The organism is Bradyrhizobium manausense, from assembly GCF_018130615.1.
GTDB lineage: Bacteria > Pseudomonadota > Alphaproteobacteria > Rhizobiales > Xanthobacteraceae > Bradyrhizobium > Bradyrhizobium manausense_A.
Genome location: NZ_JAFCKB010000014.1, coordinates 75270 through 98167 on the forward strand (window position 1 = coordinate 75270; position 22898 = coordinate 98167).

A 22898-nucleotide genomic window follows, 5' to 3' on the forward strand; every position below is an offset into this window, starting at 1 on the left:
GCGCGATGCTCAGCTCGAGAGCAGCGTGCGCGCGGCGCGGGCAAGGCGACGACCGACGGTCTTCTGCCGAAGAGCCTCCGTCCAGTCGAACATGCTCGAGTTGACGTCATAGTCGCCGCGCTGGGCGTCCGGTATCGCGCCGGCCACGATGCGGGCGATCAGGTGCGGCAATTCACGATAGAATGTATCCGTGCGATACGGTGGATGCAGCGAGTAGAGCCCGGCGCCTGAACCGAGAAGGTCTATCCGGCAAAGCCCCTTGCGCATCATGGCCGCGGAGATGATCTCCTCGGCAGGCATCGTCAGCGGCGACTGGCGAAACAGCTTTGCGCGGATCCGGCGTCGGAGATTTGGCCGCACCAGCTCCAGCGCGCCGACGGATGCATCGAATCTGACTTGATCCAGAACGAAGATGCGCGTGCTCACGGTGCGAAAGCGGTAGGCCGGGTAGGCGGCGGCGAGCCGCTCGGGCGGCTGGACGCCGCTCAACCCCGGGAATCCTCCATGCAGGTCGCCGAGCGCGCCGTCAGCGCGAGGCGGACCGGGAAGTGGTCCGGCGAACAGCGCATCCGGCGTCGTCTTCAGCCAGCCGATCGCCTCCTCCAGCCAGACCTGGCTGCCGCCGCCGAACAGCATGTCGCTGTCCATATGCACCACATAGTCCGCGTTCGTCTTCAAGAGGCCGTAGAAATAGGCATGGAACGGTCCGCCATCGAAGGCCTTTTCCGGATGGACGCGGCTTGTCGAGAAATAGCGCTGCCGCACGGCCTCGAGCGCCGCCGGCGAATAGTCGACCTCGGAAATCTCCGCCTTCGGCGATTTCAGCGCGATGGCCTCCAGCAGTGCAAACAGGCGTCTGCGGCTCTCCTCATAGGCACTGCCGGTGTAGCGGCCGCTCTTGCTCTGCCTGGTGTCGACAGTGAATACGATGCGATCGACCTGATCGCCCCATACGTCGAGCTGATGCGGAAGTGTGTGGACGGCATGGCGCACGTCCAGCGGATGCAAATTGATCTGAAGCGCGGATCTGACCTGCATCTCATCTCTCCTCGCCGGTGAACGGGTCGATCACGTCCATGAACGGCTCGCGCCTGTATCAGCTGTCCAAGGGAAGCGGCCTGTCGGGTGCGTGGTTGGCCTGGATTTGCACCGCGATGGTTGTATCCGAAATCTATCAAAGATGGCCTTCGCCAGAAGCCAATTCGCACTGCGTCGTTAATGAACCGCGGCAGGCTCGCGACCATGATTGGAGATGCCGATCACCGATTCGAGGACCGACGCAGCGGCGTGCTTCAGCACCAGAGCGCGACGACGCGCGGCATCCAGCGGAGCATCAACGAATGAGTAACCAATTCTATTAAGGCAAGCTCGGTGTGATCTTCACTCGACCAGGACTGAAGCAGTCAGTCCGTCTTCAGACGGGGCCATCAAATAGCGGCAAGATACGCGCCCGTGCGAGCTAGCGCGCTCGTGCGTCGTGCGGCTTGCCCAGCTGAGCCGGTGGGGCGATCGAATGGCGGGAGGCAAAGTCGATCAAGGCGGTCCGCGCAGGACTCTGCGGCTGCAGCAAGTCCCTGTGCGTGCCGAACAAGGTCACGGCGACTTCGATCTCGCCTTGCCAGTTCGTGATCGCGGACGAGATCGCGGCCAGGCCCGGAATGTAACGGCCGTCGACATAGGCAACATGCTCGCGCCGGACTTTCGTCGTCAATGCCTCGACGCTTTCCGTGTTGGGATCGAGATCCGGCCAGCTCACGCCGACAGAAGCGGCGCGCTCGAGTTCGTTCTGCAGCCGCGCGGTCAGTTGTGGAGACGGCAGATACGACAGGAAGACGCGTCCGGTCGCGGAGTCCAGCAAGGGAAATGTGCTGCCAAGACCGATCGACGTGGTGGTCAGATGGGGGCCTCGCTCCATTCGGACCACGGTCGGGCCATTATGGCTCCAGACGGCTAGCAGCGCGGCCTGTCCGGTCACCGTGGCCAATTCCTCGAGTTCGTCGGAGGCGCGGACGACGAAGTTGTTCCGGCTGATGGCCGCAACGCCCAACTCTGCCGCTTCGCGGCCGAGGTCGTAGCGGCCGGAGCGCTCCTTCTGCACGGCAAGGCCCGCATGAATGAAGCTCGCCAGGTAGCGATGCACCTTGCTCGGCGGCATGCCGGCTTCGCGCGCGATATCCGACAGCGTCGCCGGCCCATCAAAGGACCTGAGGACTCGCAGGACCGAAAGCGCGGCGTCGAGAGCCTGGATGCCGCCGGGGGCCGTCCCGCCGCTCTCGTCGTCAGTCTCTTTCGGCCGCGTCCGTTTCATCTCAACAAGTCCTTGAACTCCTGCGGCACGCTCGCGCCGCGGAGTGCGCCCGTGTCCGTGACCGAGGCCCAGGCGCGCTGTTCGAAGCCGCTCGCAACCTGCACGTTTCCGACCGATAGCTTGTAGTCGATTCGAAACCGCCGCTCCTGCCACTCGGTCACCTCGGCGCGGATCACCAGCTCATCGTCGTAGCGGGCTGGCCCCACAAACTTGGCTCCGACATTGACCAGCGGCGTGACGCTGTTGAAGCGGCGCTTGAGCTCCCGCTGGCTCAATCCGTGCTTCCGCAGCCAGCGCTGATAGGTGCAGTCAAACCAGTAGAAGTAGTTGGGATAAAAGACGATTCCGGCCTCGTCGCAATCGCCCCACTCGATCGTGAAAGCTGTCTCGAACATCCGAAAAACCTCCCGCTAGGCGCCCGGCGCGGAGTCCAACCGCGCTGGCATTATTCCGTATAAGAAAAATGATTACCTGTAATGCAAGAGATATATTGCATTACAAGAAATCTATTGCATAATGCGCAAACAGAAGCGGTCAACAGAACGCAACGGGGAAAGGAAAGGTCATGCGGCTTAGTCGCATTGCGGTGATGGGGGGCGGTCCTGCGGGTCTGTATTTCGCCGCCCTCTGGAAGCGTCGGCATCCCCAAGACCACGTCGATGTCTTCGAGCAGAATCCCGAAGGCGCGACCTGGGGCTTTGGCGTGGTCTTCTCCGACAAGGCGCTCGACTTCCTTCGCGCCGATGATCCGGAAACGGAGCAGGCCGTGTCGTCGCGCATGGAGACCTGGCGCGACATCACGCTCGTACATCGCGGCGAACGCGTCGTACTCGACGGCGTCGGCTTCTCCGCGGTCGGACGGCTCGATTTCATCACGCAATTGACTGAACGCGCACGATCCGCGGGTGCAAATCTGCACTTCGGCAGGCTCGTGCGCTCGATCGAAGAACTCGCCGGCTACGATCTGGTCGTTGCCGCGGACGGCGTGAACTCGCTGGTGCGACGGAGCTACGAAGGCGACTTCGCGACATCGCTGTCCTACGACCACAACAAGTTCGCCTGGTATGGCACCACCAAGCGCTTCGAAACGCTGACCCAGACCTTCGTCGAAACCGAGTTCGGCTGCTTCAACGCCCACCACTACCGTTACTCGCCGACGATGAGCACGTTCATCGTGGAGTGCGATCGTGCGACCTGGCTCCGTGCCGGTTTCGCTGAGAAGACGGAGGAAGAGAGCAGGGCGCTTTGCGAAAAGGTGTTTGCCGGCACTCTCGAAGGGCATCCTCTCGTCAACAACAAATCGGTCTGGCGCAATTTTCCCTGGCTGTGGAACGATCGCTGGTCGCACCGGAACATGGTTCTGGTCGGTGACGCGCTCCACACCGCGCATTTTTCGATCGGCTCCGGCACGCGCCTCGCCCTCGAGGACGTCATCGCGCTCGTCAACGCGCTCGACAATGAACCGCACAGTCTCCGCCGTGCGCTGGAGGACTACGAAGCCACGCGCCGTCCGGTGGTGGAGAAGCTGGTCAAGGCCGCAAGGACCAGCGCGGCCTGGTACGAGCGCTTTGCCGAGCACATGAAGCTGGCTCCGCTGGAGTTCGGCTACAGCTACATCACCCGCTCGGGGCGGATCGACGACAGCCAGTTGCGTGCGATGTCGCCGCGTTTCATGGCGCGCTACGACGCCAATTCATTGGTCTCCAGCACATAGCGATGATGAGGAGCGCTCCCATGACGGACGGAATCGGCCAAACGCGCCTGAACGCGATCGTGGACCAAGTTCCCGATGATGCCCCCGGCGCGCAGGAAGTCGGCTTCGAGATCGCCGAGCGTTACAACGCCAGCGAAATTCTGTTCGACAATCTCCACGCCGGCCGCGCCGACAAGGTCGCGATCTTTGCCGCGAGCGGCAACACCAGCTATGGCGAATTGTGCGCCAAGGCCGCTCGATGCGGCAACGCGCTTGCATCGCTCGGACTTCGCCGTGGCGATCGCGTGCTCCTCCTGCTGAACGACACGGCCTCCTATCCTGCGGTGTTCTTCGGTGCAGTCCGTGCCGGCTTCGTGCCGATGCTGATTAACACGCTGTCGCCGAAGGACCTCATCGGCTTCTACCTGCAGGATTCGGCCGCGCCGGTCGCGGTGGTCGACGCCGAGTATGCTGGCCTGTTCGACCGGGAGACGGTCGCGGGAACGCAGCTGCATACGCTGGTGATGCTCAACGGCGACGCGGCAAGCGAGTCGCCGGTCAAGGTTCTCGATGGCGACCAATGGTTTGCCCAATTCCCGGCCCAGCTGGATGCCGCGCCAACCTCCCGCGATGACATGGCGTTCTGGATGTACTCCTCGGGCAGTACCGGCCGGCCGAAAGGCATCGTGCATCTCCAGCACGACATGGCTTACACGGCGAAGAGCTTTGGGCAGCACATCCTTGGCATCGCCGAGAGCGACATCTGCTTCTCCGTGCCAAAGATCTTCTTCGCCTACGGCTTCGGCAATTCGATCACCTTCCCGTTCTCGGTCGGCGCCAGCACGATCCTGCTCGCCGGGCGGCCCGAGCCCGGCGCCGTTCTGGACCTGATCGAGCGGTTCAAGCCGACGCTCTTCTTCGGCCTGCCGACGCTGTACAACGCGTTGCTGCATCATCCGCGCATCGGATCCGCCGACCTGTCGAGCGTGCGCCTCTGCCTGTCGGCCGCCGAGGTGTTGTCGCAGGACATCTTCAACGACTGGAAGCGACGCTTCGGGCTCGAGATCGTCGAGGGACTCGGATCGACCGAAGCTCTGCACATCTATCTCTCGAACACGCGCGATCAGAAGAAGACCGGAACCGCCGGCAAGCGCGTTCCCGGCTACGAGATCCGGCTGACCTCGCCCGAAGGGGAGCCCGTCGCGCAAGGCGCAGAAGGCGTGATGTGGGTCCGCGGTCATTCCAACGCGCCCTGTTACTGGAACAGGCCCGACAAGACCGGGCAGACGATGCGCGAGGCGGGCTGGATCTGGACCGGCGACAGGCTGGTCGAGGATGCCGACGGCTTCTTCACCTTTGTCGGTCGCGTCGACGATCTCATCAAGGTGAGCGGCCAGTGGATCTACCCGGTCGAGATCGAGCTCTGTCTGTCGGACCATCCCGCGGTACGGGAATGTGCGGTCCTTGGATTGGAGCTTCCCGATCGCCGCATGACCACGAAAGCATTCGTGATCCTGCGGGACGGTCACGCGGCGAGCGAGTCGTTGACGCGTGAGCTGCAGGATCACGTCAAGTCGAAGCTGCTTCCCTACAAATATCCACGCCTGATCGAATTCTGCCCCGATTTGCCGAAGACGGGCACGGGCAAGATCGATCGGCAGAAGCTGCGCAGCGCCCCGTTGGTGGCCTGAACGAGCAGCTGCCTTCTCCAAGCCTCCTGAAAGTCACCCGCCTGGAAACCCACGCTCACTGGAGTTCGTGATGTCCGCTGCGAATATTGTAGACGTTACCGAGGTCATCGAAGAGGCGCGGTTCGGGCGCCTCCAGCTCCTGATCCTGGCTCTTTGCGGGTGGATCGCGCTGCTCGATGGTTTCGACACGCAGGCGATCGCCTATGTCGCGCCTGTGATTGCCGAGCAATGGGGGATCGCCATGGCCGGCTTCGGTCCGATCTTCGGCGCGGGCCTGGCCGGACTCGCGGTTGGTGCGTTCGTCTTGAGCCCCGCGGCCGATCGGTTCGGCCGCAAGAGCGTGATCCTGCTGTCGGTGCTGCTGTTCGGCATCTTCGCGCTGGTCACGGCGCGCGCGACCACGCTGAACGAGCTCCTGGTCTTCCGCTTCCTGACGGGTCTTGGCCTCGGCGGCGCCATGCCCAATATCGTCGCGCTGACCAGCGAATATGCACCGAAGCGGATGCGCGCACTGCTGATCGCCATCATGTTCTGCGGCTTCCCGCTGGGCTCGACCATCGGCGGCCTGATCAGCGCGCCGCTGATCGGTGCGTTCGGCTGGCAGGCGGTCTTCGTCGTCGGCGGCGTGCTTCCGCTCCTCACCCTGATCGTGCTGTTCGTCTGGCTGCCCGAGTCGATCCGCTATCTCCTGACCCGCGACGTCGCAGATCAACGGATCGCAAAACTGCTCGCAAGGCTCGATCCGGGCATCTCCGCGACTGCGCCGACGCGCTATGTCGTGCATGGTTCGCAAGCGTCAGGCTTTCCGGTGACGAAGCTCCTCGCCGAAGGCCGCGCATCCATGACGGTGCTGCTGTGGATCGCGTTCTTCATGAACCTGCTCGTCATGTACTTCCTCGTGAACTGGATGCCCTCGCTGCTCAAGGCGAGCGGCCTGCCGCTCAACATCGCGATCCTCTCGACGGCGGTGTTGAACGCCGGAGGGGTCGTCGGCGCGATCGTCCTCGGCCGCTTCGTCGACCGGCTCGATCCCTATCTGGTGCTCGGCGGCGCTTATTCCGCCTCGGCGCTCTTCATCGCGGGGATCGCCTTCGGATCGGCGAACGTCTGGACGTTGATGATCTCGACATTCCTCGCCGGGTTCGGGGTGGTGGGGGCGCAGATCGGCATGAACGCGCTTGCGGCCGGCCTCTATCCGACGGAGATCCGCTCCACCGGCGTGGGCTGGGCGCTCGGCGTCGGCCGTATCGGCTCGATCATCGGCCCTGTCGCAGGAGGCGTGCTGCTCGGCTTCGGATGGACTGCGCAGTCCGTCGTTCTCACGGCGGCGGCGCCGGCGCTGCTGGCGGGCCTCGCGGTGATCGCGCTTCGCAGACGAGAGCCGTCGCTCAAGCTGGTGCCCTCGGCCGCGACGCTTCATCACTAACAGCGAGACAGACCATGTCCCACGATACGATCATGGCGCCAACCGCCGACACGCCGGAACGCCGGGCGTTCTACGACAAGATCGACAAGAAGAACCTCACGGCGCTGTGGCTGTCGCTGGCGGATCTCGTGACGCCCGAGCCGAGAAGCGCATGCCGCCCTGCATCCTGGCGCTTTGACGAGATCCGCGAGGATATGCTCGAGGCCGGAGGTCTCATCACTGCCAAGGAGGCGGAGCGGAGAGTTCTCGTCCTGGAAAATCCAGGCCTGCGGGGGCAATCGAAGATCACGACCGATCTCTATGCCGGCGTGCAGCTCGTCATGCCGGGTGAGGTTGCGCCGGCCCATCGCCATACGCAATCCGCGCTGCGCTTCATCCTCGAAGGTGAGGGTGCCTACACCGCGGTGAACGGCGAACGCACCATCATGCACGAGGGCGATTTCATCATCACGCCGCCCTGGGCCTGGCACGATCACGGCAACCCCAGCCCCAATCCGGTGTTCTGGCTGGACGGCCTCGATATTCCCGTCATCCAGATGCTCGATGCATCCTTCGCCGAACATCTCGACGTCGACGAGCAGCCGATCACAAGGCCGGTCGGCGACAGCGACGCCCGCTATGGCCACAATTTGCTTCCCGTCGACCACAAGGGCGGCGGCGGCACGTCGCCGGTGTTCAACTATCCCTATGCACGAACGCGCGAGGCGCTCGAGCGCTTGCGACGCGCTGCCGCCTGGGACCCCTGCCACGGTCTCAAGATGCGCTACACCAATCCGATCACCGGCAATCACGCCATGGCCACCATGGCGACCTTCATCCAGCTCCTGCCAAAGGGCTTTGCGACCGCGGCCTACCGCTCGACGGACGCAACCGTGTTCGTGCCGATCGAAGGCCGCGGCCGCAGCGTGATCTCGTCGCGATCCGGCGAGGACGTCGTGGTCGAGTGGTCCAAGCGCGACATCTTCGTCGTTCCCTCCTGGCATCGCGTGCGTCACGAAGCGATCGACCGCGATGCCGTGATCTTCTCCTATTCCGACCGACCCATTCAGGAAGCCCTGCATCTTTTCCGAGAGGACCGTGGCAATGTCTAACGCCAACACGCACGCCGATTTCGTTCTGCCGCCGCCACCGCAACCGTCCGTCGCGGTCCATAATTCGACGGCGCGCTTTCCGCTGCGCCGGATCATCTGTGTCGGCCGCAACTACGCGGCGCATGCCCGCGAGATGGGGCGCGATCCCGATCGCGAGCCGCCGTTCTTCTTCATGAAGCCCGCCGACACGGTCGTGGACGATGGGATGAGCGTTCCCTATCCGCCGCAGACCAGCAACTTCCACTACGAGATCGAACTGATCGTCGCGATCGGGCAGGGCGGCGCGGACATTCCCGTCGCGCGCGCGCTTGATCATGTCTGGGGCTACGGCGTCGGCATCGATCTGACGCGCCGCGATTTGCAGCTTCAGGCCCGTGAGCAGGGTCGTCCCTGGGACTGGGGCAAGGGTTTCGACCTTTCGGCGCCGATCGCCCCGTTGCGGCCGGTCTCGGAGGTCGGCCATCCCAGCGCCGGCCGCATCTGGCTCGCCGTCGACGGCGCGCTCAAGCAGGACTCCGACATCTCCAAGCTGATCTGGCCCGTAGCCGACATCATCTCGATCTGCTCGCAGTCGATGGCGCTCAAGCCCGGCGACATCATCATGACCGGCACGCCCGAGGGCGTCGGCCCCGTGCAGCGGGGGCAAGTGATGACGGGCGGAATCGAGGGGCTCGGCGAAATCAGGATACCCGTAGAATAGGATCGAACGGGAAGAGCAGGCATTTCCGAGACAGGGGCGAGCGTTGACAGGACGCTCGCCCTTTCTGTTGCGTATCAATGCGTGCTCCTCGCCGTGGATCGATCCGGCTTCGGGTCACGAGCTCTGCGTCACGACACCAGCAGCGGCACGCGGGTTGGAGCTACGACCTCTAAATGTCCGCTCGCGTCACGCAGCTTCGTCGCCTTCGGTGACGGCGCAGCACTATTTCCGTCCCGTTCTCGTCTCGATTCACCCTTTCGGGGAGTTGCGACTTGGAATCGCACGGCGTCGAATTGACGCAAGCTGTCCGGTCGCTTGCCAGCTCCACCAAAAGGAGACGAGACGTCATGAGCCAAGCCCCCTACGAGAGTTTTGAAGGCCAGCCGAACCTGGAGCGCCGCCGGCTCCTGGGCATCGCCCTCGCAGGCGTCGCCGGGTCGGTCCTGCCGGCAGCGTCGAGCGCGGCCGCCGCCGGGCCGTCCGAAAAGGTCGATGTCGATGACATTGCCTACCTGACGGCCGGCGAGGCGCTCGCGAGATTCAGGGCCAGGACGCTATCGCCGGTCGAGCTGCTGCGGGCGCAGATCAAACAGGTCGAAGCATGGGAGCCGACGCTCAAGGCAACGACATACACCTATTTCGACGAGGCGCTGGATCAGGCACGGATTGCGGAGGGCAAGTACGCGCGTGGTGAACCGGTCCGCCCGCTGGAAGGCCTCACGTGTTCCATCAAGGACTATCACTCCGTCAAGGGCAAGATCACCACCTACGGTTCGCGGCTCTACAAGGATTTCGTTCCGGACCAATCCGCGCCGACCGTGGAGCGCCTGCTCGCCGCCGGGGCCATCATGCATTGCCGCACGACGACGCCGGAGTTCGCGCATTCAGGTGTGACGGCATCCCTGCTTTGGGGCGTCACGCACAACCCATGGAATCCTGCCTATACCCCCGGCGGCTCGACGGGCGGAGGCGGCGCGGCCCTGGCCGCCGGCTACACGACCTTGCAGGACGGCACGGATGGTGGCGGGTCCATTCGCATCCCGGCTGCGATGAACGGCGTGTTCGGCTACAAGCCGCCATGGGGACGCAACCCCGATGACCGCGAGCACCCGAATGAATGGCTGATCCACTATGGCGAACTGGCCCGCAGCGTCGGCGATTGCGCTTTGATGCAGAACGTCACGTCCGGCCAGCATCCGGCCGACATGTCGTCCCTGCGGGACAAGGTGGTCATCCCGCCGACCTTCGACGGCATCGCCGGCATGAAGATCGCCATGTCTATGGATCTCGGCTATTTCGCGGTCGATCCCGAGGTAGAGAAGAACACGCGCAATGCCGTGTCGGTTCTGCGTTCGCTCGGCGCCGTGGTCGATGAAGTCGACATCGGCTGGACCAAGGAAGTCGAAGAGACATGGAATACAAGGTGGCAGGGCGTATTCTACGCGCTGGCGGGCAGTCTTCTGACCAAGTCCCGCAACGACGTGGACCCGTTCGTCATCAGGATCCTCGAAGAGGGCAAGAAGCACGACGTCACGAAGTTCTATAATCTGAATACCGTGCGGCAGAAGATGTACGCATCGATGACGAAGATCTTCGAGACCCACGACGCGCTGATCTGCCCGACGACGGCAACGACGAAAATCGTCGCGGGGCGAAGCAGCGAAGAGCCGCTCACCATCAATGGGAAATCGGTGAACCCCTTTATCGGCTGGTTCATGACGTATCCCTTCAACCTGGTCGGCACGCTTCCCGTGATGTCGGTGCCCACCGGTTTCGATGCCGAAACGAGCGTGCCCACCGGGATGCAGATCATCGGTCCGGCCTATGACGACCTGAGGGTGTTCCGCATCGCGTCCGCGTTCGAAGGCGCGACGCGCCCCTGGCAGCATCGGCGACCGAAACTGGCCGCCTAGCGCGGCTTGACACCTGCGAGCTGCGGGAGGACCATCATTCATTGCCCATGATGAGAGATCGACCCTGATGTCTCTCCCAGCAGCTCACGCATTTCCCACTGCCGACCGCGAAGTTCTGATGGAAGGCTTCGCGGCCGACCTTGAACGGGTGGGTGATTTCGAGTCCGCCTTGGATGCGTTGCATCAAACCCTGTCGGGCCTGGGATTTTCCGCCTTCGCCTATGGCATGGCCAGCACGCCGAGAGCGCAAGACGGCACCTTCGCGTCTCCCATCGTGAAGACGCGAGCCTTTCCAAATCGATGGGATCGGCATTGGAGCCACCTTTGTGACCCCTACTACCGGTTCTGCTTCACGACGACCTTGCCCCTGAGGTGGCTTGACGTGCAAGCCCACGAACGCCTCAGCGCCGGCGAGCGGGCGTGCGTGGACCATTTGAACGACAAGAACCTGCACTACGGCATCACGGTGCCGATGCACATGCCGAACGGGTCATTTGCGTTTGTCAGTGCGATTTCGGAAGGCGCGACCGAGTACGAGGCCGGTTCGTCACCGTCCGTCGTCAATGCGCTGTTCGCTTTGTGTCATCAATTCCAGAACACCTCGCTGCGGAGATGGTCGTGGAGCCAGGCCGCCGACACCAAGGCCTGGCTCAGCACGCGAGAGAAGGAGTGCCTGTCCCTCGCCGCGCAAGGGAAGACCTCGGACGACATCGCCTTGATCCTCGGCTTGTCGTGCGAGACGGTACGTTCGCACATGAAGCGCGCGATCGTGCACCTCAACGCGTCGAATAGGCCGCACGCGATCGCGAAGGCGATCCAGCTTCGGCTCATCGACATGCCGTTCGCCTAGCACGACGTGTTCGACCTGGGAGTTACGATTGCGTTCAGTTACCGCCTGCGCTCAACGGCGGTCAATGCCGAGTCGGGTCGTCTGCTGGCTGTACGATATCGGCAGGTTGCACCCGACAGATTGACGCACCCTCAGATAGCCCCGAAAATGCGGCCTCTATTCTTCTCATTTGGAGGTCGAAAATGCATTCTACTCGCTTTGTCGAACTCGCAATTGTTGCCGCCGCGGCGGTTGGTGCAAGCCCGATAGAGGCAGCGCCCACCAGCTACGGCACGTACTATGACGACTACTCGGTATCCGTATCTACTTGCCTAAGCAGCGCAGGTTGCCGGGTCAATTTCTCGCAATTGCCCTCCGACAAGCTCACACTGGTTCGGAAGGTCAACTGCAAGATCAGAAGTACCGAGCAGGTCTTTGTGGCCCGCCTCTCCGTTTCAGCTGCAAATGGTGGCGTCTCGTTGGGACGCTTTGCGGACTTGCCGACACCGGCCGCGAACCTGATCAATACATTCTACTACATGTCCATCGATACCGATCCACAATGGCTGATTGGTCAGTCGCGCTTTCCATATGTTGAAGTCCAAACGATCGGCCTGAGCGACACAACGATGGTCTGCAATTTTGTCGGCGAGCTGGTCACTCCAATTCAGTGACAGACAGGGCCGGGCAGGCCGTTCGATGATCCAAACAAGGCTCCGCAGCGAGCAAGCATTGAGGGCTATCTCCGCTGGCGGTTCGACCAGCGTGACATTTTTCTTGTCACGCGTGACATGTCACGGATGTCACGGCCCATCTTAGCGTGACGTGACGTGCCAGGGGTATATACCCTGTCACAGATGTCGCGCTGTGGGAGGGTTTTGGAGAATGGAAAAGCCACGGGGCGGTGGTCATGGCCGTAGAACGAGCTGTCGCGACCCGTGGTGCGTTTGAGGCCTTGGCCGGTGTTCGTAGGAGTGCTGTCAAGAAACGCGCTGTCGTGGCTAGCGGGCGCTGTTGAGCAGTGGCGAACTGTTCGTCTGTCAGATTAACCGGAGCCCGCAGATCGCTTGTAACGACGTTGGGCGTGAGATTTTGAGGCGCGGTTAGCGTGCAGGGACGAAATCGTGATGACAAACCAAACGCCCACCTTCGAGATAAGTCACGTGCCAGCCATCACGGACGGCTTTCCGTCTTTCATTCATGTGCCACCCAGCTTTTCCAAGATGATTTGCGCCACGAAGGACTCCGTGGTTGCACGTGCAAGCCGAGCCAGCTGGTGTGGACCGCGTGCACGGGGGTTCCGTTCCCGAGAACTGGATTTCAATCGCGGTGGGGAAGGCTTCGCTCCAAGCCTCTTCACCCAACATTCGCAAATAAAAACCGCTTTGAATGTACTCAGGCTCTATTCGAACATAGTCATCGGCGAGCGAAGGAAATCCAACAAAGAGTACTACTAGAAAGAGGGCCGATTGCATCAAAGTTTTCCTTGAACAATGGTCTGAAAAAAGCATTCGTGTGTGGAAATGATCCGTTCGACCATAACGTGTTGTCTCAACAATACAAGGGACGGACTTTCCGACCTATTTGCGCCAGCAAGGGCAGTGTCTTCATTGAATCTTGTACAACCACGAAAGGAAACAATGCCAACAAGAGCAAAACAGTTCAGGCCAGCTCAATGGCGGCCCTGCGTCCGGCCGGTCTTCAAATCCGACGCCTTTTAAAAATTTGCGGGCTGGCGAGCTTTTTGCAGGATTGCGCGAAGTGTAGGGCCTCCTGGCTTTACGTGCCACTTGATATCACCCGCTTGCAAGACGGGTGTAGACGTGTTCCTTTCGCGAGCCAAAGACGTTCATCGGACAACAAGCCAGGCAAAAAAATCGTGAGTTTCTTCGAGCGCTTAAAGATGGAAGCGTCCGGCGAGTGGCGGGCCTATACAGAACATCCCTTCACGAACGGGCTGGCGGACGGCTCGCTTCCCGAAGCGGCGTTTCGTCACTACCTCGCTCAGGACTACCTATTCCTTGTCGAGTTTGCTCGCGCTTACGCGCTCTTGGTCTACAAGTCGCCGAAACTTGCCGATATGCGTGAAGCGGCGGCCGGCCTCTCGGCTATTCTTGACGTCGAGATGAACTTGCATGTGAAGCTCTGTGCCGGTTGGGGTCTTTCCGCGAGCGAGCTTGAGCAAACCTCTCCCGCAGTCGAGATGCTGGCCTACACACGCTACGTGCTCGACGCGGGAATGCGCGGTGATCTGCTGGCACTCAAGGTGGCACTCGCCCCTTGCGTGATCGGCTACGCGGAGATCGCAACGCGGCTCGCCTCGCGCCCCGATGCGAATGCTGCGACGAACCCTTATCGCGTTTGGATCGCCGAGTACGCTGGCGTTCCATACCAGGAGGTCGCGACGAAAGCACGGGCGCACCTGGAGCATCTCGCCGATCTCTACGCCACGCCGGCCCGCGAGGCCGAGCTGATTGCGATCTTCAAGGAAGCCACCCGGCTCGAGGCGGACTTCTGGGAGATGGGCTGGCGCGCGGGCCGGTCTGTTGAATAAGCCTCGGCAATTGTCAGTCGGCGGCTCTATCGGAGCATCTCCAACCGATGGGTGGGCGACGTAATCCCTGGCCGTAATCCTCGTAATCCCTCGCCAGGCTTCAGAACCTCGGCTAGGTCGTCCGGATCATTGCAAGGGGGCTCATGTCCGAGTGCTGCTGTCGAGGTGGTGCGCTTGCGGCCGACGGCGGAACTTGCAGCTCGTGGCCGCGCAGGCCCAGGAACGCGATCAGCACGACGGCCGTCAGAGCGACACCGCCGACCGCGACTTCGGGCGCAGCGTCGGAGGTCGCCGCCACGATGCTTGCGCGGAGCGAGAGCCGGTGCGGCACTTGACGCGGGACTTGGCGCGAGACTTGGCGCACGAGGTCCTGCCCGCTCTCGTAACGTGTGTTGCCTGGACCTGCCGCGAAGCGGCGCAGGCAAAGGAAGACGAGCAGCAGCAAAGCCGTGCCGCCCGCGAGCGGCTCGATCGGGGTGGTCAAGGATGTATAGGAGAGCGTGTGAGCGCCGGTGTAGAGAAGGAGTGTGGCCGGCAAAGCCATGCTGCCGACAAGCGGTGCGAGGGCGGGACGATACCGGGCGGGCCTGTCGTCCCGATTGGCGAACACAGCGACAAGTATCGCAATGATCATCAAATGACCTATGCCGTCCACCTTGCCAAAATCAAGCGTTGCGGCGGTCAGCACCAGCACCAGGGCGAGGGCGGCGAGACGCCGGACCAGCGGTGTCCAGAACAGCGCGAAGGCCAGGCCGAATTCCACGATCCCAGCGGCGGTCACGACAGTCGGGACATCGAAGCCCAGGGTCAGTTCCGGATGAGCGATTGCGATCGGCGCGACCCAGGCCGGGTACACAAATTTTTCCATCGCCGGCCATAACAGGGACAGGGCGACAGTCCAGCGCAGGAAATCAGATCGAAAAGCGAGCAGTTTGGCATTGCGCGACAAAGACAGCGCGAACCAGACCCCGAGCCCCGGAAAGACCGGGTAATCCAGCATGTGGAACAGGCCATAGCTGGCGGCACCGTAGACATAAAGCAGCACGATGCCGGCCCCTGCTGCCGGGAGCGTGGCCCGCGCGCCCAGGAAAAGCGGAATCAGCAACTGAATGGCCGAGAGCCAGAAACTGCTTGCCTCGAGCTCCGGGGTGAGAATGAGTCCTCCATGAGCCCACAGCAAGGCAAAGAACACCGCAGCGGCCGCGCGCAAAAGGTCGTCGACGCGATCGCGCAGAGGCTCGGTCAATTGATCCAGAAATTTCGAGACCGTGGCGCCGAACCTGGTCTGCTCGGCCGCGCAAGCGAGATAGAACAGCGCGAGGAACAGCGCCAGGAATAGAAAGAACTTCGTCGTCAATACCGCCTGAACGGGCAGCGGATCGTCGGATACGACGCATGGCACGAACCACTTCACATGAGCCGATGCGGCGCCGGTCATCGAGATGAAGCTGACCACCAGACACCCGGAGAAAATCAGTCCTTTCGTGACTCCTGATCCAGCGCGTCCGGCATTGGAGATGGTCGAAAAGCGGTTGGCCGCGCGATCGATGCTCATGGGCTCACCAAAATAATTTCGTTCAAACATTCTTCACCCCTGACGAGAGTGGTTCATGGGCAGAAGAATACGTTCGACGATTTAGGCGACGCTCAGGCTTTTTGGATGTGAAATGGCTTACTGGCGCCGGGTCACACCTTCGTTAGGGGATCGTGACGCCCTGTGAGACAGCGCTGCTTCCGCTTCGCATTCAGCAACTGAGTCAGATATCTGCCTCGCCGGCGACAAGCCGCTCCGACGCGGCGCTTAACTGCTTCATGCAGTCGCTGCCATCGTAGTGGGGCGTTTCTGGTGCGGTGGCCTGCCGAGCCGTAGCTCGCGGCAGCAGTCCGTCTTCGCTTCCGCTGCGCTCCAGCTACGCCGGACACGCGTCGCCCTTCGGTCTCGTCGCGGCTGCGCCACGCGTAGCCCGAAGGGCGAAGCGTGGTGGGCCCGGCAGGACTCGAACCTGCAACCAGACCGTTATGAGCGCAGCGAATATCCGGAATATCTGAGCATTTTCAACAAAGCTCGTCCATTCTTGCGCACGCTCCTGCGCGTTTGTTCACGGGGTTTCTGTGGGATTTCTGGTGGGCGCTGCTGGGCTGGGGCGCTTACTCATAAACTCGTACTCATAAAATCGTCAGGTCCGCCTATAACAGTCCGCTCGGACAAATCAGCTTACTCCAACCAGCGCCTTACAGACCTCCCGGCTGGCCTCTTGGAATAATTTGACGGCACCTCCGGCCCGTCGTCCTTTCAAGGTGATTGAGGCTATCGGGGCGGAAGTATCGCCAAGATCGACGTTCAGCGCGCGCAGCCATGCGCTACTCGATCGCATTCTGAGTATCTGCATGGGCAATAGGGTTATAAACCGGCTGCTCGCCAACAGATTCAATCGCATGTAGATTGAAATCGTGGTGACGGTCGTTGGCGGAAGCGGCAGGTTATGTCGCCGAAATAGTTCGACGCCGGTACGCCCCAAAAAAGAATCGGGCGGCGAGAGCGTCCATTGCTCTTGCATAAGTTCAGCGAGCTTCAACTTCTTCCTCGATCGCAGGAGCGGATGCCGTCGCTCCGCCATCACCGCAAGCGAGGACCTAAACAGCACCTCCGCGGACAAATCATCGGCGACCGGCAACGGCGCCCAGCGCGTTATGGCCAGATCAAGCATTCTCTGGCGCAGAGCATGCTCCAGCGCATCCCGATCACCTATCGTGATATGATACCTGATGCCCGGATATCTTCGGACGAGATGTCCGATAATTTCTGTAACGATCGCGGTGACCGGCTCGGTTGTACCGATCGTAACGAGCCCTTGCGCCGGATTCGACCTTTGCACAATGTCGGTAACACCCAGCTTTATTTCGTCGAAAACGACGCGCGTACGATCGACAAGAAGGTGGCCACACTCAGTGAGTTCGACTCCGCGCGAAGTGCGATCCAGCAGCGCAGCCCCGACGGCGTGCTCCATATCGGTGATGGCTTTGGAGATCGCAGGCTGCGACAATCCAAGACGGTGAGACGCTTTGGCCATGCTGCCGACCTCTGCGACGGTCTGGAGCGTATGCAGATCCTTGAGGCGCAGGCGTCGGCCGATGCGGTCCTGCCATTGCATGAGTGTTCACCTCACGTTATAGCCCGATAGGAAGTTGCGATTTCAGGTTATACCGTCGTTGCCTCAGGATAGCGAGATGGAAAGCCGGCCGGATCATTGCGTTGCTTTCCGAAGCACATGGAGAACGCCATGCAGCTTTACTCGCGTCGCGCCATACTGGGCGGGTTTTCGGCGCTGGCTCTTCCGCTACCCGTTATTGCCGCCGACCAGCCGCTGAAGATCGTATTTCCGTTCCCGCCTGGCGGGTCGGGAGATTCGATCGCCCGGCTGTTTGCCGAGCAACTCCATACCAGGCTCGGCAAGGTGGCCATTGTGGAGAATCTTGCTGGCGCTGGCGGACGGATTGGCGCTCGAGCGGTCAAGAATGCCGCACCGGGCGAGGAGATAGCGCTGTTTGCTTCAGCTTCGCAGTTCACACTTCAGCCGCATCTCTTCAGGAGCCTGGGATACGATGCAGAGCGCGACTTTGTGCCCCTTTCGCAGGTGATGACGGTCGATCTGGCTCTGGCGGTCAGCGGGAAGCTGCCCATCCATTCGGTGCACGAACTTATCGACTGGATGAAGGCCAATCCCGAACAGGCCGTGTACGGCTCGCCGGGAGCAGGTACAGCACCTCATTTCATCTGCGGCGAGTTTGGCCGGATCACAGGCCTAAACCTGCGCCACACGCCCTACAAAGGTACACCTGCTGCCCTCCCAGATGTGCTGGCCGGCCGGGTCCCGATGTATATGGCGTTTCTTTCCGAACTCCTGGAGCAACACCGGGATGGTGGCATACGCATTATCGCCACCGCAGCCGGCGGGCGATCTTCCTTCCTGTCCCAAACCGCGACTCTCAAGGAAAGCGGGATCGATATCGACGCGTCCGGATGGTTCGCATTCTATGCGCCTGCCCGTTCTTCCCGTCAGTCCGTTGAGCGTCTGGGAGAGGAGATCATTGCAATCGGGCGCGATCCCGAAATGCGCGCAAAGATTCATGCCATGGGCTGTGAGCCAACAGGAACGACATCGGACGAACTCCAACGTATCCAGCGCGCCGACTTGGACCGCTGGGGGCCGATCGTGAGGGTGTCGGGATTCCCGATCGAAGACTAGGGCGGCACATGACCACCAATCCCCCCGAACAGTTGTTGGACCTTGTTCAATCGCACCGTGTGACGGCCGTGATCTATGTCGCTGCCAAGCTGGGGCTTGCCGAATTGCTGCGCGACGGACCGCGAACGGTCGAAGAACTCGCGAGTCGAACCCGCACGGACCAAGGCGCATTGGCCCGCTTGCTCGTCGCCCTCTCAACCGTCGGGATTTGCTCTCGCGTCGGCGAAGGCCGTTACTTGCTAACCGAACTGGGGGCGGGACTCGACGGGACTGCTGAACGATCGTTCAAGAACTGGGTCATCTTTGAAGGCTACATGCTGACCAAGAGATGGGATGGTCTTCTCGATTCGATCATGTCAGGGAAGACGGCTGCCCAACTCCAGGACATCGACGACAATTTCGATCTGATGGCGCGCACGCCAGAGCATGTGCGGATATTCAATGAAGCCATGACAGACCTAACACGGCTGGTCACGCGCGATCTGCTGCAGGCCTACGACTTTGGCACGATCTCCCACTTGATGGATGTCGGAGGCGGCTCCGGGGAACTCATGGGCGCCGTCGCGAGAGAATACTCGAATATCAAAGGAACGGTTTTCGATCTGCCGAGGTGCGCCGACGCCGCCAACCAGCACTTCGGGCACCTCGGAATCTCCGACCGCGTCGATTTTGTTGCAGGCGATTTCTTTCACGCGGTGCCTGCAGTGGCCGATGCGATCATCTTGAAAAGCATTATTCACGACTGGGATGATGAGCGCAGCCGCATCATTTTGGAAAACTGTCGCAACGCACTTCCCCAAAAGGGCAGACTGCTATTAGTCGAACGTGCGATGCCGGAATTGCCCGGCACCGATGACGCCGGCAGGTCGTGCGCGATGAGCGATTTGAATATGCTGCGCGGTCCAGGTGGCCGTGAACGGACCGAAAGGGAATATTATCGGCTCCTGACCGAGAGCGGCTTCCGTCCCATGGCTGTTTACCGCGCCGGCCGCTATAACTTGATCGAGTCGCGGCTTTGTTGAGGCCAGCTGCGGCGATGCGCCTGAGGCGGACGAACACGCCGCAACAAGTGGGGCGTGCTATTCGATGACATCATCGGCCTTAGCAAGCTCTCGCACTGTCGATCAATCCGCCTAATGGCTGGCCGCGAATTATGAGTCCGCGCCCTAGTTGCATTGGCAAGGCGAAAGTCTTTCGTGGCCCGGATTTCTTATTGCCTGCTATAAACTGCGAAGCCGGCACAAGGCGGAGTCACGGAGGACACCAATGAAACACCTTAGCGTTCTCGGCACTTGCGTTGCCACAACTTTGGGCATCTCTTTGCATAGCGCCTCTGGCCAGCAGCCATCGCTAAGGGAAAGACTTGTCGGGACGTGGATGGTAGTTTCTTGGGAGCAAAAGAAAAATGATGGCACCACCTTACGACAGTTTGGAGAGAAGCCAACCGGCATGGCCATTTTTGATGCCGGCGGACGGTACATCATCACGGTCATGCGTTCAGATCGCGCCAAATACACAAGCAATGCGCTCTGGCAGGGTACTGCGGAAGAAAACAAAGCAACAGCTAATGGCACCCAGACTTATTTTGGGACGTACTCGGTGAACGAGGCAGACCGCAGCATAGCAATTCATGTTGAAGGTAGTTCATTTCCGAATTGGAATGGTGCAGATCAGAAACGCTTTGTTACGATCACCGATGATCAGCTTACGCTAACCATTCGCCCTCCAAGTGGGGAGAATGTCGATGTGATTTGGAAACGAGCGAAATGACCGTGCACGGTCGCGTCTTCTTGTGGCCCATCTCGACGATATTGCGTTACGTCCGAATTTGAAGGCAGAGCGAACCTTGCTCGTTCGCCGAAGGGGGCTGGGCTATATGCGACCCTGTTGTGTGAACCTGCAAGAAAGCCGTTGTCGCTCCGACGCCACTCCGGACACGGAAAGACTTGATCCCTAACTTATTGATTTTGCTTTGGTGGGCCCGGCAGGACTCGAACCTGCAACCAGACCGTTATGAGCGGCCGGCTCTAACCATTGAGCTACAGGCCCCGCCGCGAGGCGGTCCGCGGGAACGTGCGGCCGGCAACGGTGCGCGGTTCGTTTACAGGGATGGAGGCGGGGGTGCAATGCCGGGTGTCACCGATCCAAAGCGGCTTAGGCCGCATTGGCGCTCATTTCCGAATTACCGAATTTGACGATGATGCCCTTATGCGCCTGTTTTGCCCGACGTGTCAACCGGTCTTCGCGGGGCGGCGGTTTTTGCTGCCGTAACTCGCTGTAATCGCGCCGCTTTCTACTGTGCATGGGGTTGTTTTCGCGTTTTGACGGGAGGGGCCCCGCGGGTCCCCTTTGTCGTGTCGGGCAATGACCGGCGGGGGAGCGCCGGCCTAATCCACCGACACCCCGGCGAACTCCACGACCTTGCGCCACTTCTCGGTCTCGTCTGCGACGAGCTTGCCGAACTCGGCCGGCGTCATCGGCCTCGGGATGCCGCCGGTCTCGGCGAGGCGCGCCACCAGCTTCGGGTCCTTCAGTGCTTCGCCGACCGCCTTGTTGAGGATCTCGACGATCTCGGGTGGCGTGCCCTTCGGCGCGGAGATGCCGTAGAAGCCGACCGATTCGAAGCCGGGCACGGTCTCGGCGATCGCCGGCACGTCGGGCACGGTCGGCCAGCGCTGCGGCGAGGTCACCCCGAGCGCGCGGACATTGCCGCCCTTCGACTGCTCCAGCGCGGACGGCAAATTGTCGAAGATCAGCTGCACCTTGTTGGAGATGATGTCCGGGAAGGCGATCGCAGATCCTCGATAGGGCACGTGCACCATGTCGCACTTGGTCATCACCTTGAACAGCTCGGCCGACATGTGCACCGAGGTGCCGTTGCCGGACGAGGCGAACGAGATCTTGCCGGGGTTGGCCCTGCAATAGTCGATGAACTCCTGAACCGTCTTCACCGGCATCGCATTGGAGACGACCAGCATGTTGGTGAGCTGCATGATGCTGGCGACCGGGGTGGTGTCGCGCAGGAAGTCGAACGGCAGCTTCTTGTAGAGCGAGGTCGAGATCGCGTTGTTGGGCGCGACGAACAGCAGCGTGTAGCCGTCGGGGGCAGCGTTGATCGCGGCGCCAGCCGCGATGTTGCCGCCGGAGCCGGCGCGGTTCTCGACGATGAATTGCTGGCCGAGATGGTCCGACAGCCACTGCGCCATGATGCGGGCGACGATGTCGACCGGGCCGCCGGCGGCAAAGCCGATCATCCAGTGCACGGGGCGGTCGGGGTAGGCGGCGGAGGCGGGAGGTGCGGCGGCGAATAAACCGGATAGCAAAGCCAGACCGAAAACACCGTTACGCAAAATTCGCAACATGCCGCCTCCCATTGTTCTATTGTGGTTGCGGAGCATGCTTTCACAAAAACCGCCCGCTGCCTACATCGCCTCAAGTCGATGTTGACGCAGGCGCAGCCGGAACGACCATGAAATTCGCAACCACTATCCTTCTCAGTGCGGCTTTGCTCTTGAGTCCCGCTGCTGCTCAAACCGGAGGCAACGCCATTTCAACGACCACGATCAGCTTGGGCACCGCGACGCCGGGCGGCGGCTTTCCGCTCTATGGCAACGCCTTCGCGGAGGTGATGAATGCGGCGGATGCCTCGCTCACCATCGCGCCGCGCAACACCAAGGGCAGCAACGAGAACATTCCGCTGCTGGAGAAGGGCGAGCTCGATCTCGCTTTGGTCGCGGGCGAGCCGGCCTATGAGGCCTTCGCCGGCATCGGACGGACGCCCGTTCGGCTGAAGATCCTGACCGCGATCTATTCCAACCCCGGCATGTTCGTGGTGCGGGCGGACAGTCCCTACAGGACGATTCACGATCTCGTCGGCCAGCCGGTTGCGTTCGGCGCCAAGGGCTCGGGACTGCCGATCCTGGCGCGCTACGTGCTCGACGGCCTCGGTCTCAAGCAGGACGAGGATTTCAAGGCCATCTATCTCGACCGCGCCGGCGACGGCCCCGCGATGGTCGAGGACGGCCGCGTCGCCGCGCTCTGGGGTGCCGGCATCGGCTGGCCCGGATTTGCAGCGGTGGCCTCGAGCGCTTCGGGCGCGCGCTTCATTGCGCCCAGCGCGGAGGAGATCGCGCGCATCCGCGCCAAGCATGCGTTCCTTAAATCGCTGACCGTTCCGGCCGGCTCCTATCCAAAACAGGCCGAGCCGATCGCCTCGCTCGGCTCCTGGAGTTTTGTGCTCACGCGCGAGGATCTGCCCGACGATGTCGCCTATCGTCTCGCGAAGACGCTCCATGGCGTCGAGGCGGCCTTCTGCAAGAAGCTCGCCCAGGCCTGCGAGACCACCGCGGCGAACACGATCGCCGCGGCGCCGAAACCGGAGCTGATTCATCCGGGCGCGATGAAGTACTTTCGCGAGATCGGCGTCGTGAAGTGACGGCTAGGCCG

Annotated in this window: 19 protein-coding genes and 1 tRNA gene; 13 read left to right on the top strand and 7 right to left on the bottom strand. The window is 61.6% G+C overall.

All coding sequences use genetic code 11. From position 1 onward, the window contains the following. Nucleotides 1-9: 9 nt before the first annotated feature. The 3 genes from JQ587_RS24170 to JQ587_RS24180 form a co-directional block, all read right to left on the bottom strand. On the bottom strand, nucleotides 10-1038 hold the full coding sequence (locus tag JQ587_RS24170; protein WP_212299932.1) for a glycosyltransferase family 2 protein: 1029 nt from the start codon (nucleotides 1036-1038) through the stop codon (nucleotides 10-12). Nucleotides 1039-1459: 421 nt separating this feature from the next. Next, the gene (locus JQ587_RS24175) at nucleotides 1460-2308 is read right to left on the bottom strand and encodes an IclR family transcriptional regulator (RefSeq protein ID WP_212426938.1); all 849 of its coding nucleotides are present in this window, start codon (nucleotides 2306-2308) and stop codon (nucleotides 1460-1462) included. Beyond that, the gene (locus tag JQ587_RS24180) at nucleotides 2305-2703 is read right to left on the bottom strand and encodes an acyl-CoA thioesterase (RefSeq protein WP_212299930.1); all 399 of its coding nucleotides are present in this window, start codon (nucleotides 2701-2703) and stop codon (nucleotides 2305-2307) included. The genes JQ587_RS24175 and JQ587_RS24180 overlap by 4 nt, the downstream gene beginning before the upstream one ends. A gap of 170 nt (nucleotides 2704-2873) precedes the next feature. Between JQ587_RS24180 and JQ587_RS24185 the strand changes: the two genes are divergently transcribed. The 9 genes from JQ587_RS24185 to tenA all read left to right on the top strand — a co-directional run bounded on the left by JQ587_RS24185 (nucleotide 2874) and on the right by tenA (nucleotide 14205). Beyond that, entirely contained in the window at nucleotides 2874-4022 is a 1149-nt protein-coding gene (locus tag JQ587_RS24185; RefSeq protein ID WP_212426939.1) for an FAD-dependent monooxygenase, read from the top strand. 20 nt (nucleotides 4023-4042) lie between these two features. Further along, complete coding sequence (locus tag JQ587_RS24190; RefSeq protein WP_212426940.1) at nucleotides 4043-5692, top strand: benzoate-CoA ligase family protein; 1650 nt, start codon at nucleotides 4043-4045, stop codon at nucleotides 5690-5692. Between the two features lie 70 nt (nucleotides 5693-5762). Next, a complete protein-coding gene (locus JQ587_RS24195) occupies nucleotides 5763-7118 on the top strand; it encodes an MFS transporter (protein WP_212426941.1) in 1356 nt (451 codons plus the stop codon). A gap of 32 nt (nucleotides 7119-7150) precedes the next feature. Continuing rightward, nucleotides 7151-8209 (top strand): gentisate 1,2-dioxygenase, encoded by a 1059-nt coding sequence (gene gtdA / locus JQ587_RS24200; RefSeq protein WP_212427004.1) that lies wholly within the window; start codon nucleotides 7151-7153, stop codon nucleotides 8207-8209. Continuing rightward, the gene (locus JQ587_RS24205; RefSeq protein ID WP_212426942.1) at nucleotides 8202-8909 is read left to right on the top strand and encodes a fumarylacetoacetate hydrolase family protein; all 708 of its coding nucleotides are present in this window, start codon (nucleotides 8202-8204) and stop codon (nucleotides 8907-8909) included. The genes gtdA and JQ587_RS24205 overlap by 8 nt, the downstream gene beginning before the upstream one ends. Nucleotides 8910-9181: 272 nt before the next feature. Continuing rightward, nucleotides 9182-10822, top strand: coding sequence for an amidase (locus tag JQ587_RS24210; protein WP_212426943.1), 1641 nt, complete (start codon nucleotides 9182-9184; stop codon nucleotides 10820-10822). A 118-nt stretch (nucleotides 10823-10940) separates the two neighbouring features. Next, a complete protein-coding gene (locus JQ587_RS24215) occupies nucleotides 10941-11672 on the top strand; it encodes a helix-turn-helix transcriptional regulator (RefSeq protein ID WP_212299924.1) in 732 nt (243 codons plus the stop codon). A gap of 182 nt (nucleotides 11673-11854) precedes the next feature. Continuing rightward, a complete protein-coding gene (locus tag JQ587_RS24220) occupies nucleotides 11855-12325 on the top strand; it encodes a hypothetical protein (RefSeq protein WP_212426944.1) in 471 nt (156 codons plus the stop codon). A 1205-nt stretch (nucleotides 12326-13530) separates the two neighbouring features. Continuing rightward, nucleotides 13531-14205 (top strand): thiaminase II, encoded by a 675-nt coding sequence (gene tenA, locus JQ587_RS24225; RefSeq protein WP_212299922.1) that lies wholly within the window; start codon nucleotides 13531-13533, stop codon nucleotides 14203-14205. 112 nt (nucleotides 14206-14317) lie between these two features. On the opposite strand, the gene JQ587_RS24230 is transcribed toward tenA, so the two are convergent. Further along, a complete protein-coding gene (locus JQ587_RS24230; RefSeq protein WP_212426945.1) occupies nucleotides 14318-15760 on the bottom strand; it encodes a hypothetical protein in 1443 nt (480 codons plus the stop codon). A gap of 655 nt (nucleotides 15761-16415) precedes the next feature. Beyond that, nucleotides 16416-17357, bottom strand: coding sequence for a LysR family transcriptional regulator (locus JQ587_RS24235; protein WP_212426946.1), 942 nt, complete (start codon nucleotides 17355-17357; stop codon nucleotides 16416-16418). Nucleotides 17358-17486: 129 nt separating this feature from the next. On the opposite strand from JQ587_RS24235, the gene JQ587_RS24240 reads away from it, so the two are divergent. The 3 genes from JQ587_RS24240 (at nucleotide 17487) to JQ587_RS24250 (ending at nucleotide 20222) form a co-directional block, all read left to right on the top strand. Further along, entirely contained in the window at nucleotides 17487-18452 is a 966-nt protein-coding gene (locus JQ587_RS24240; RefSeq protein ID WP_212426947.1) for a Bug family tripartite tricarboxylate transporter substrate binding protein, read from the top strand. Between the two features lie 8 nt (nucleotides 18453-18460). Further along, the gene (locus tag JQ587_RS24245) at nucleotides 18461-19474 is read left to right on the top strand and encodes a methyltransferase (protein WP_212426948.1); all 1014 of its coding nucleotides are present in this window, start codon (nucleotides 18461-18463) and stop codon (nucleotides 19472-19474) included. A gap of 244 nt (nucleotides 19475-19718) precedes the next feature. Beyond that, a complete protein-coding gene (locus JQ587_RS24250) occupies nucleotides 19719-20222 on the top strand; it encodes a lipocalin-like domain-containing protein (protein WP_212426949.1) in 504 nt (167 codons plus the stop codon). Nucleotides 20223-20425: 203 nt separating this feature from the next. Here the strand turns inward: JQ587_RS24250 and JQ587_RS24255 are convergent. Both JQ587_RS24255 and JQ587_RS24260 read right to left on the bottom strand, forming a co-directional pair. Beyond that, nucleotides 20426-20501, bottom strand: a tRNA-Ile gene (locus JQ587_RS24255). 338 nt (nucleotides 20502-20839) lie between these two features. After that, a complete protein-coding gene (locus JQ587_RS24260) occupies nucleotides 20840-21814 on the bottom strand; it encodes a Bug family tripartite tricarboxylate transporter substrate binding protein (protein ID WP_212299913.1) in 975 nt (324 codons plus the stop codon). Between the two features lie 107 nt (nucleotides 21815-21921). Between JQ587_RS24260 and JQ587_RS24265 the strand changes: the two genes are divergently transcribed. After that, a complete protein-coding gene (locus JQ587_RS24265; protein ID WP_212426950.1) occupies nucleotides 21922-22887 on the top strand; it encodes a TAXI family TRAP transporter solute-binding subunit in 966 nt (321 codons plus the stop codon). The last annotated feature ends 11 nt before the right edge of the window (nucleotides 22888-22898 follow it).

Excerpts from the sequence above, each read along its gene's own strand:
- JQ587_RS24170 (WP_212299932.1), bottom strand. The coding sequence starts at position 1,038 with ATGCAGGTCAGATCCGCGCTTCAGATCAATTTGCATCCGCTGGACGTG.
- JQ587_RS24175 (WP_212426938.1), bottom strand. The coding sequence starts at position 2,308 with ATGAAACGGACGCGGCCGAAAGAGACTGACGACGAGAGCGGCGGGACG.
- JQ587_RS24180 (WP_212299930.1), bottom strand. The coding sequence starts at position 2,703 with ATGTTCGAGACAGCTTTCACGATCGAGTGGGGCGATTGCGACGAGGCC.
- JQ587_RS24185 (WP_212426939.1), top strand. The coding sequence starts at position 2,874 with ATGCGGCTTAGTCGCATTGCGGTGATGGGGGGCGGTCCTGCGGGTCTG.
- JQ587_RS24190 (WP_212426940.1), top strand. The coding sequence starts at position 4,043 with ATGACGGACGGAATCGGCCAAACGCGCCTGAACGCGATCGTGGACCAA.
- JQ587_RS24195 (WP_212426941.1), top strand. The coding sequence starts at position 5,763 with ATGTCCGCTGCGAATATTGTAGACGTTACCGAGGTCATCGAAGAGGCG.
- gtdA (WP_212427004.1), top strand. The coding sequence starts at position 7,151 with ATGGCGCCAACCGCCGACACGCCGGAACGCCGGGCGTTCTACGACAAG.
- JQ587_RS24205 (WP_212426942.1), top strand. The coding sequence starts at position 8,202 with ATGTCTAACGCCAACACGCACGCCGATTTCGTTCTGCCGCCGCCACCG.
- JQ587_RS24215 (WP_212299924.1), top strand. The coding sequence starts at position 10,941 with ATGGAAGGCTTCGCGGCCGACCTTGAACGGGTGGGTGATTTCGAGTCC.
- JQ587_RS24220 (WP_212426944.1), top strand. The coding sequence starts at position 11,855 with ATGCATTCTACTCGCTTTGTCGAACTCGCAATTGTTGCCGCCGCGGCG.
- JQ587_RS24230 (WP_212426945.1), bottom strand. The coding sequence starts at position 15,760 with ATGAGCATCGATCGCGCGGCCAACCGCTTTTCGACCATCTCCAATGCC.
- JQ587_RS24235 (WP_212426946.1), bottom strand. The coding sequence starts at position 17,357 with ATGCAATGGCAGGACCGCATCGGCCGACGCCTGCGCCTCAAGGATCTG.
- JQ587_RS24240 (WP_212426947.1), top strand. The coding sequence starts at position 17,487 with ATGCAGCTTTACTCGCGTCGCGCCATACTGGGCGGGTTTTCGGCGCTG.
- JQ587_RS24245 (WP_212426948.1), top strand. The coding sequence starts at position 18,461 with ATGACCACCAATCCCCCCGAACAGTTGTTGGACCTTGTTCAATCGCAC.
- JQ587_RS24250 (WP_212426949.1), top strand. The coding sequence starts at position 19,719 with ATGAAACACCTTAGCGTTCTCGGCACTTGCGTTGCCACAACTTTGGGC.
- JQ587_RS24260 (WP_212299913.1), bottom strand. The coding sequence starts at position 21,814 with ATGTTGCGAATTTTGCGTAACGGTGTTTTCGGTCTGGCTTTGCTATCC.
- JQ587_RS24265 (WP_212426950.1), top strand. The coding sequence starts at position 21,922 with ATGAAATTCGCAACCACTATCCTTCTCAGTGCGGCTTTGCTCTTGAGT.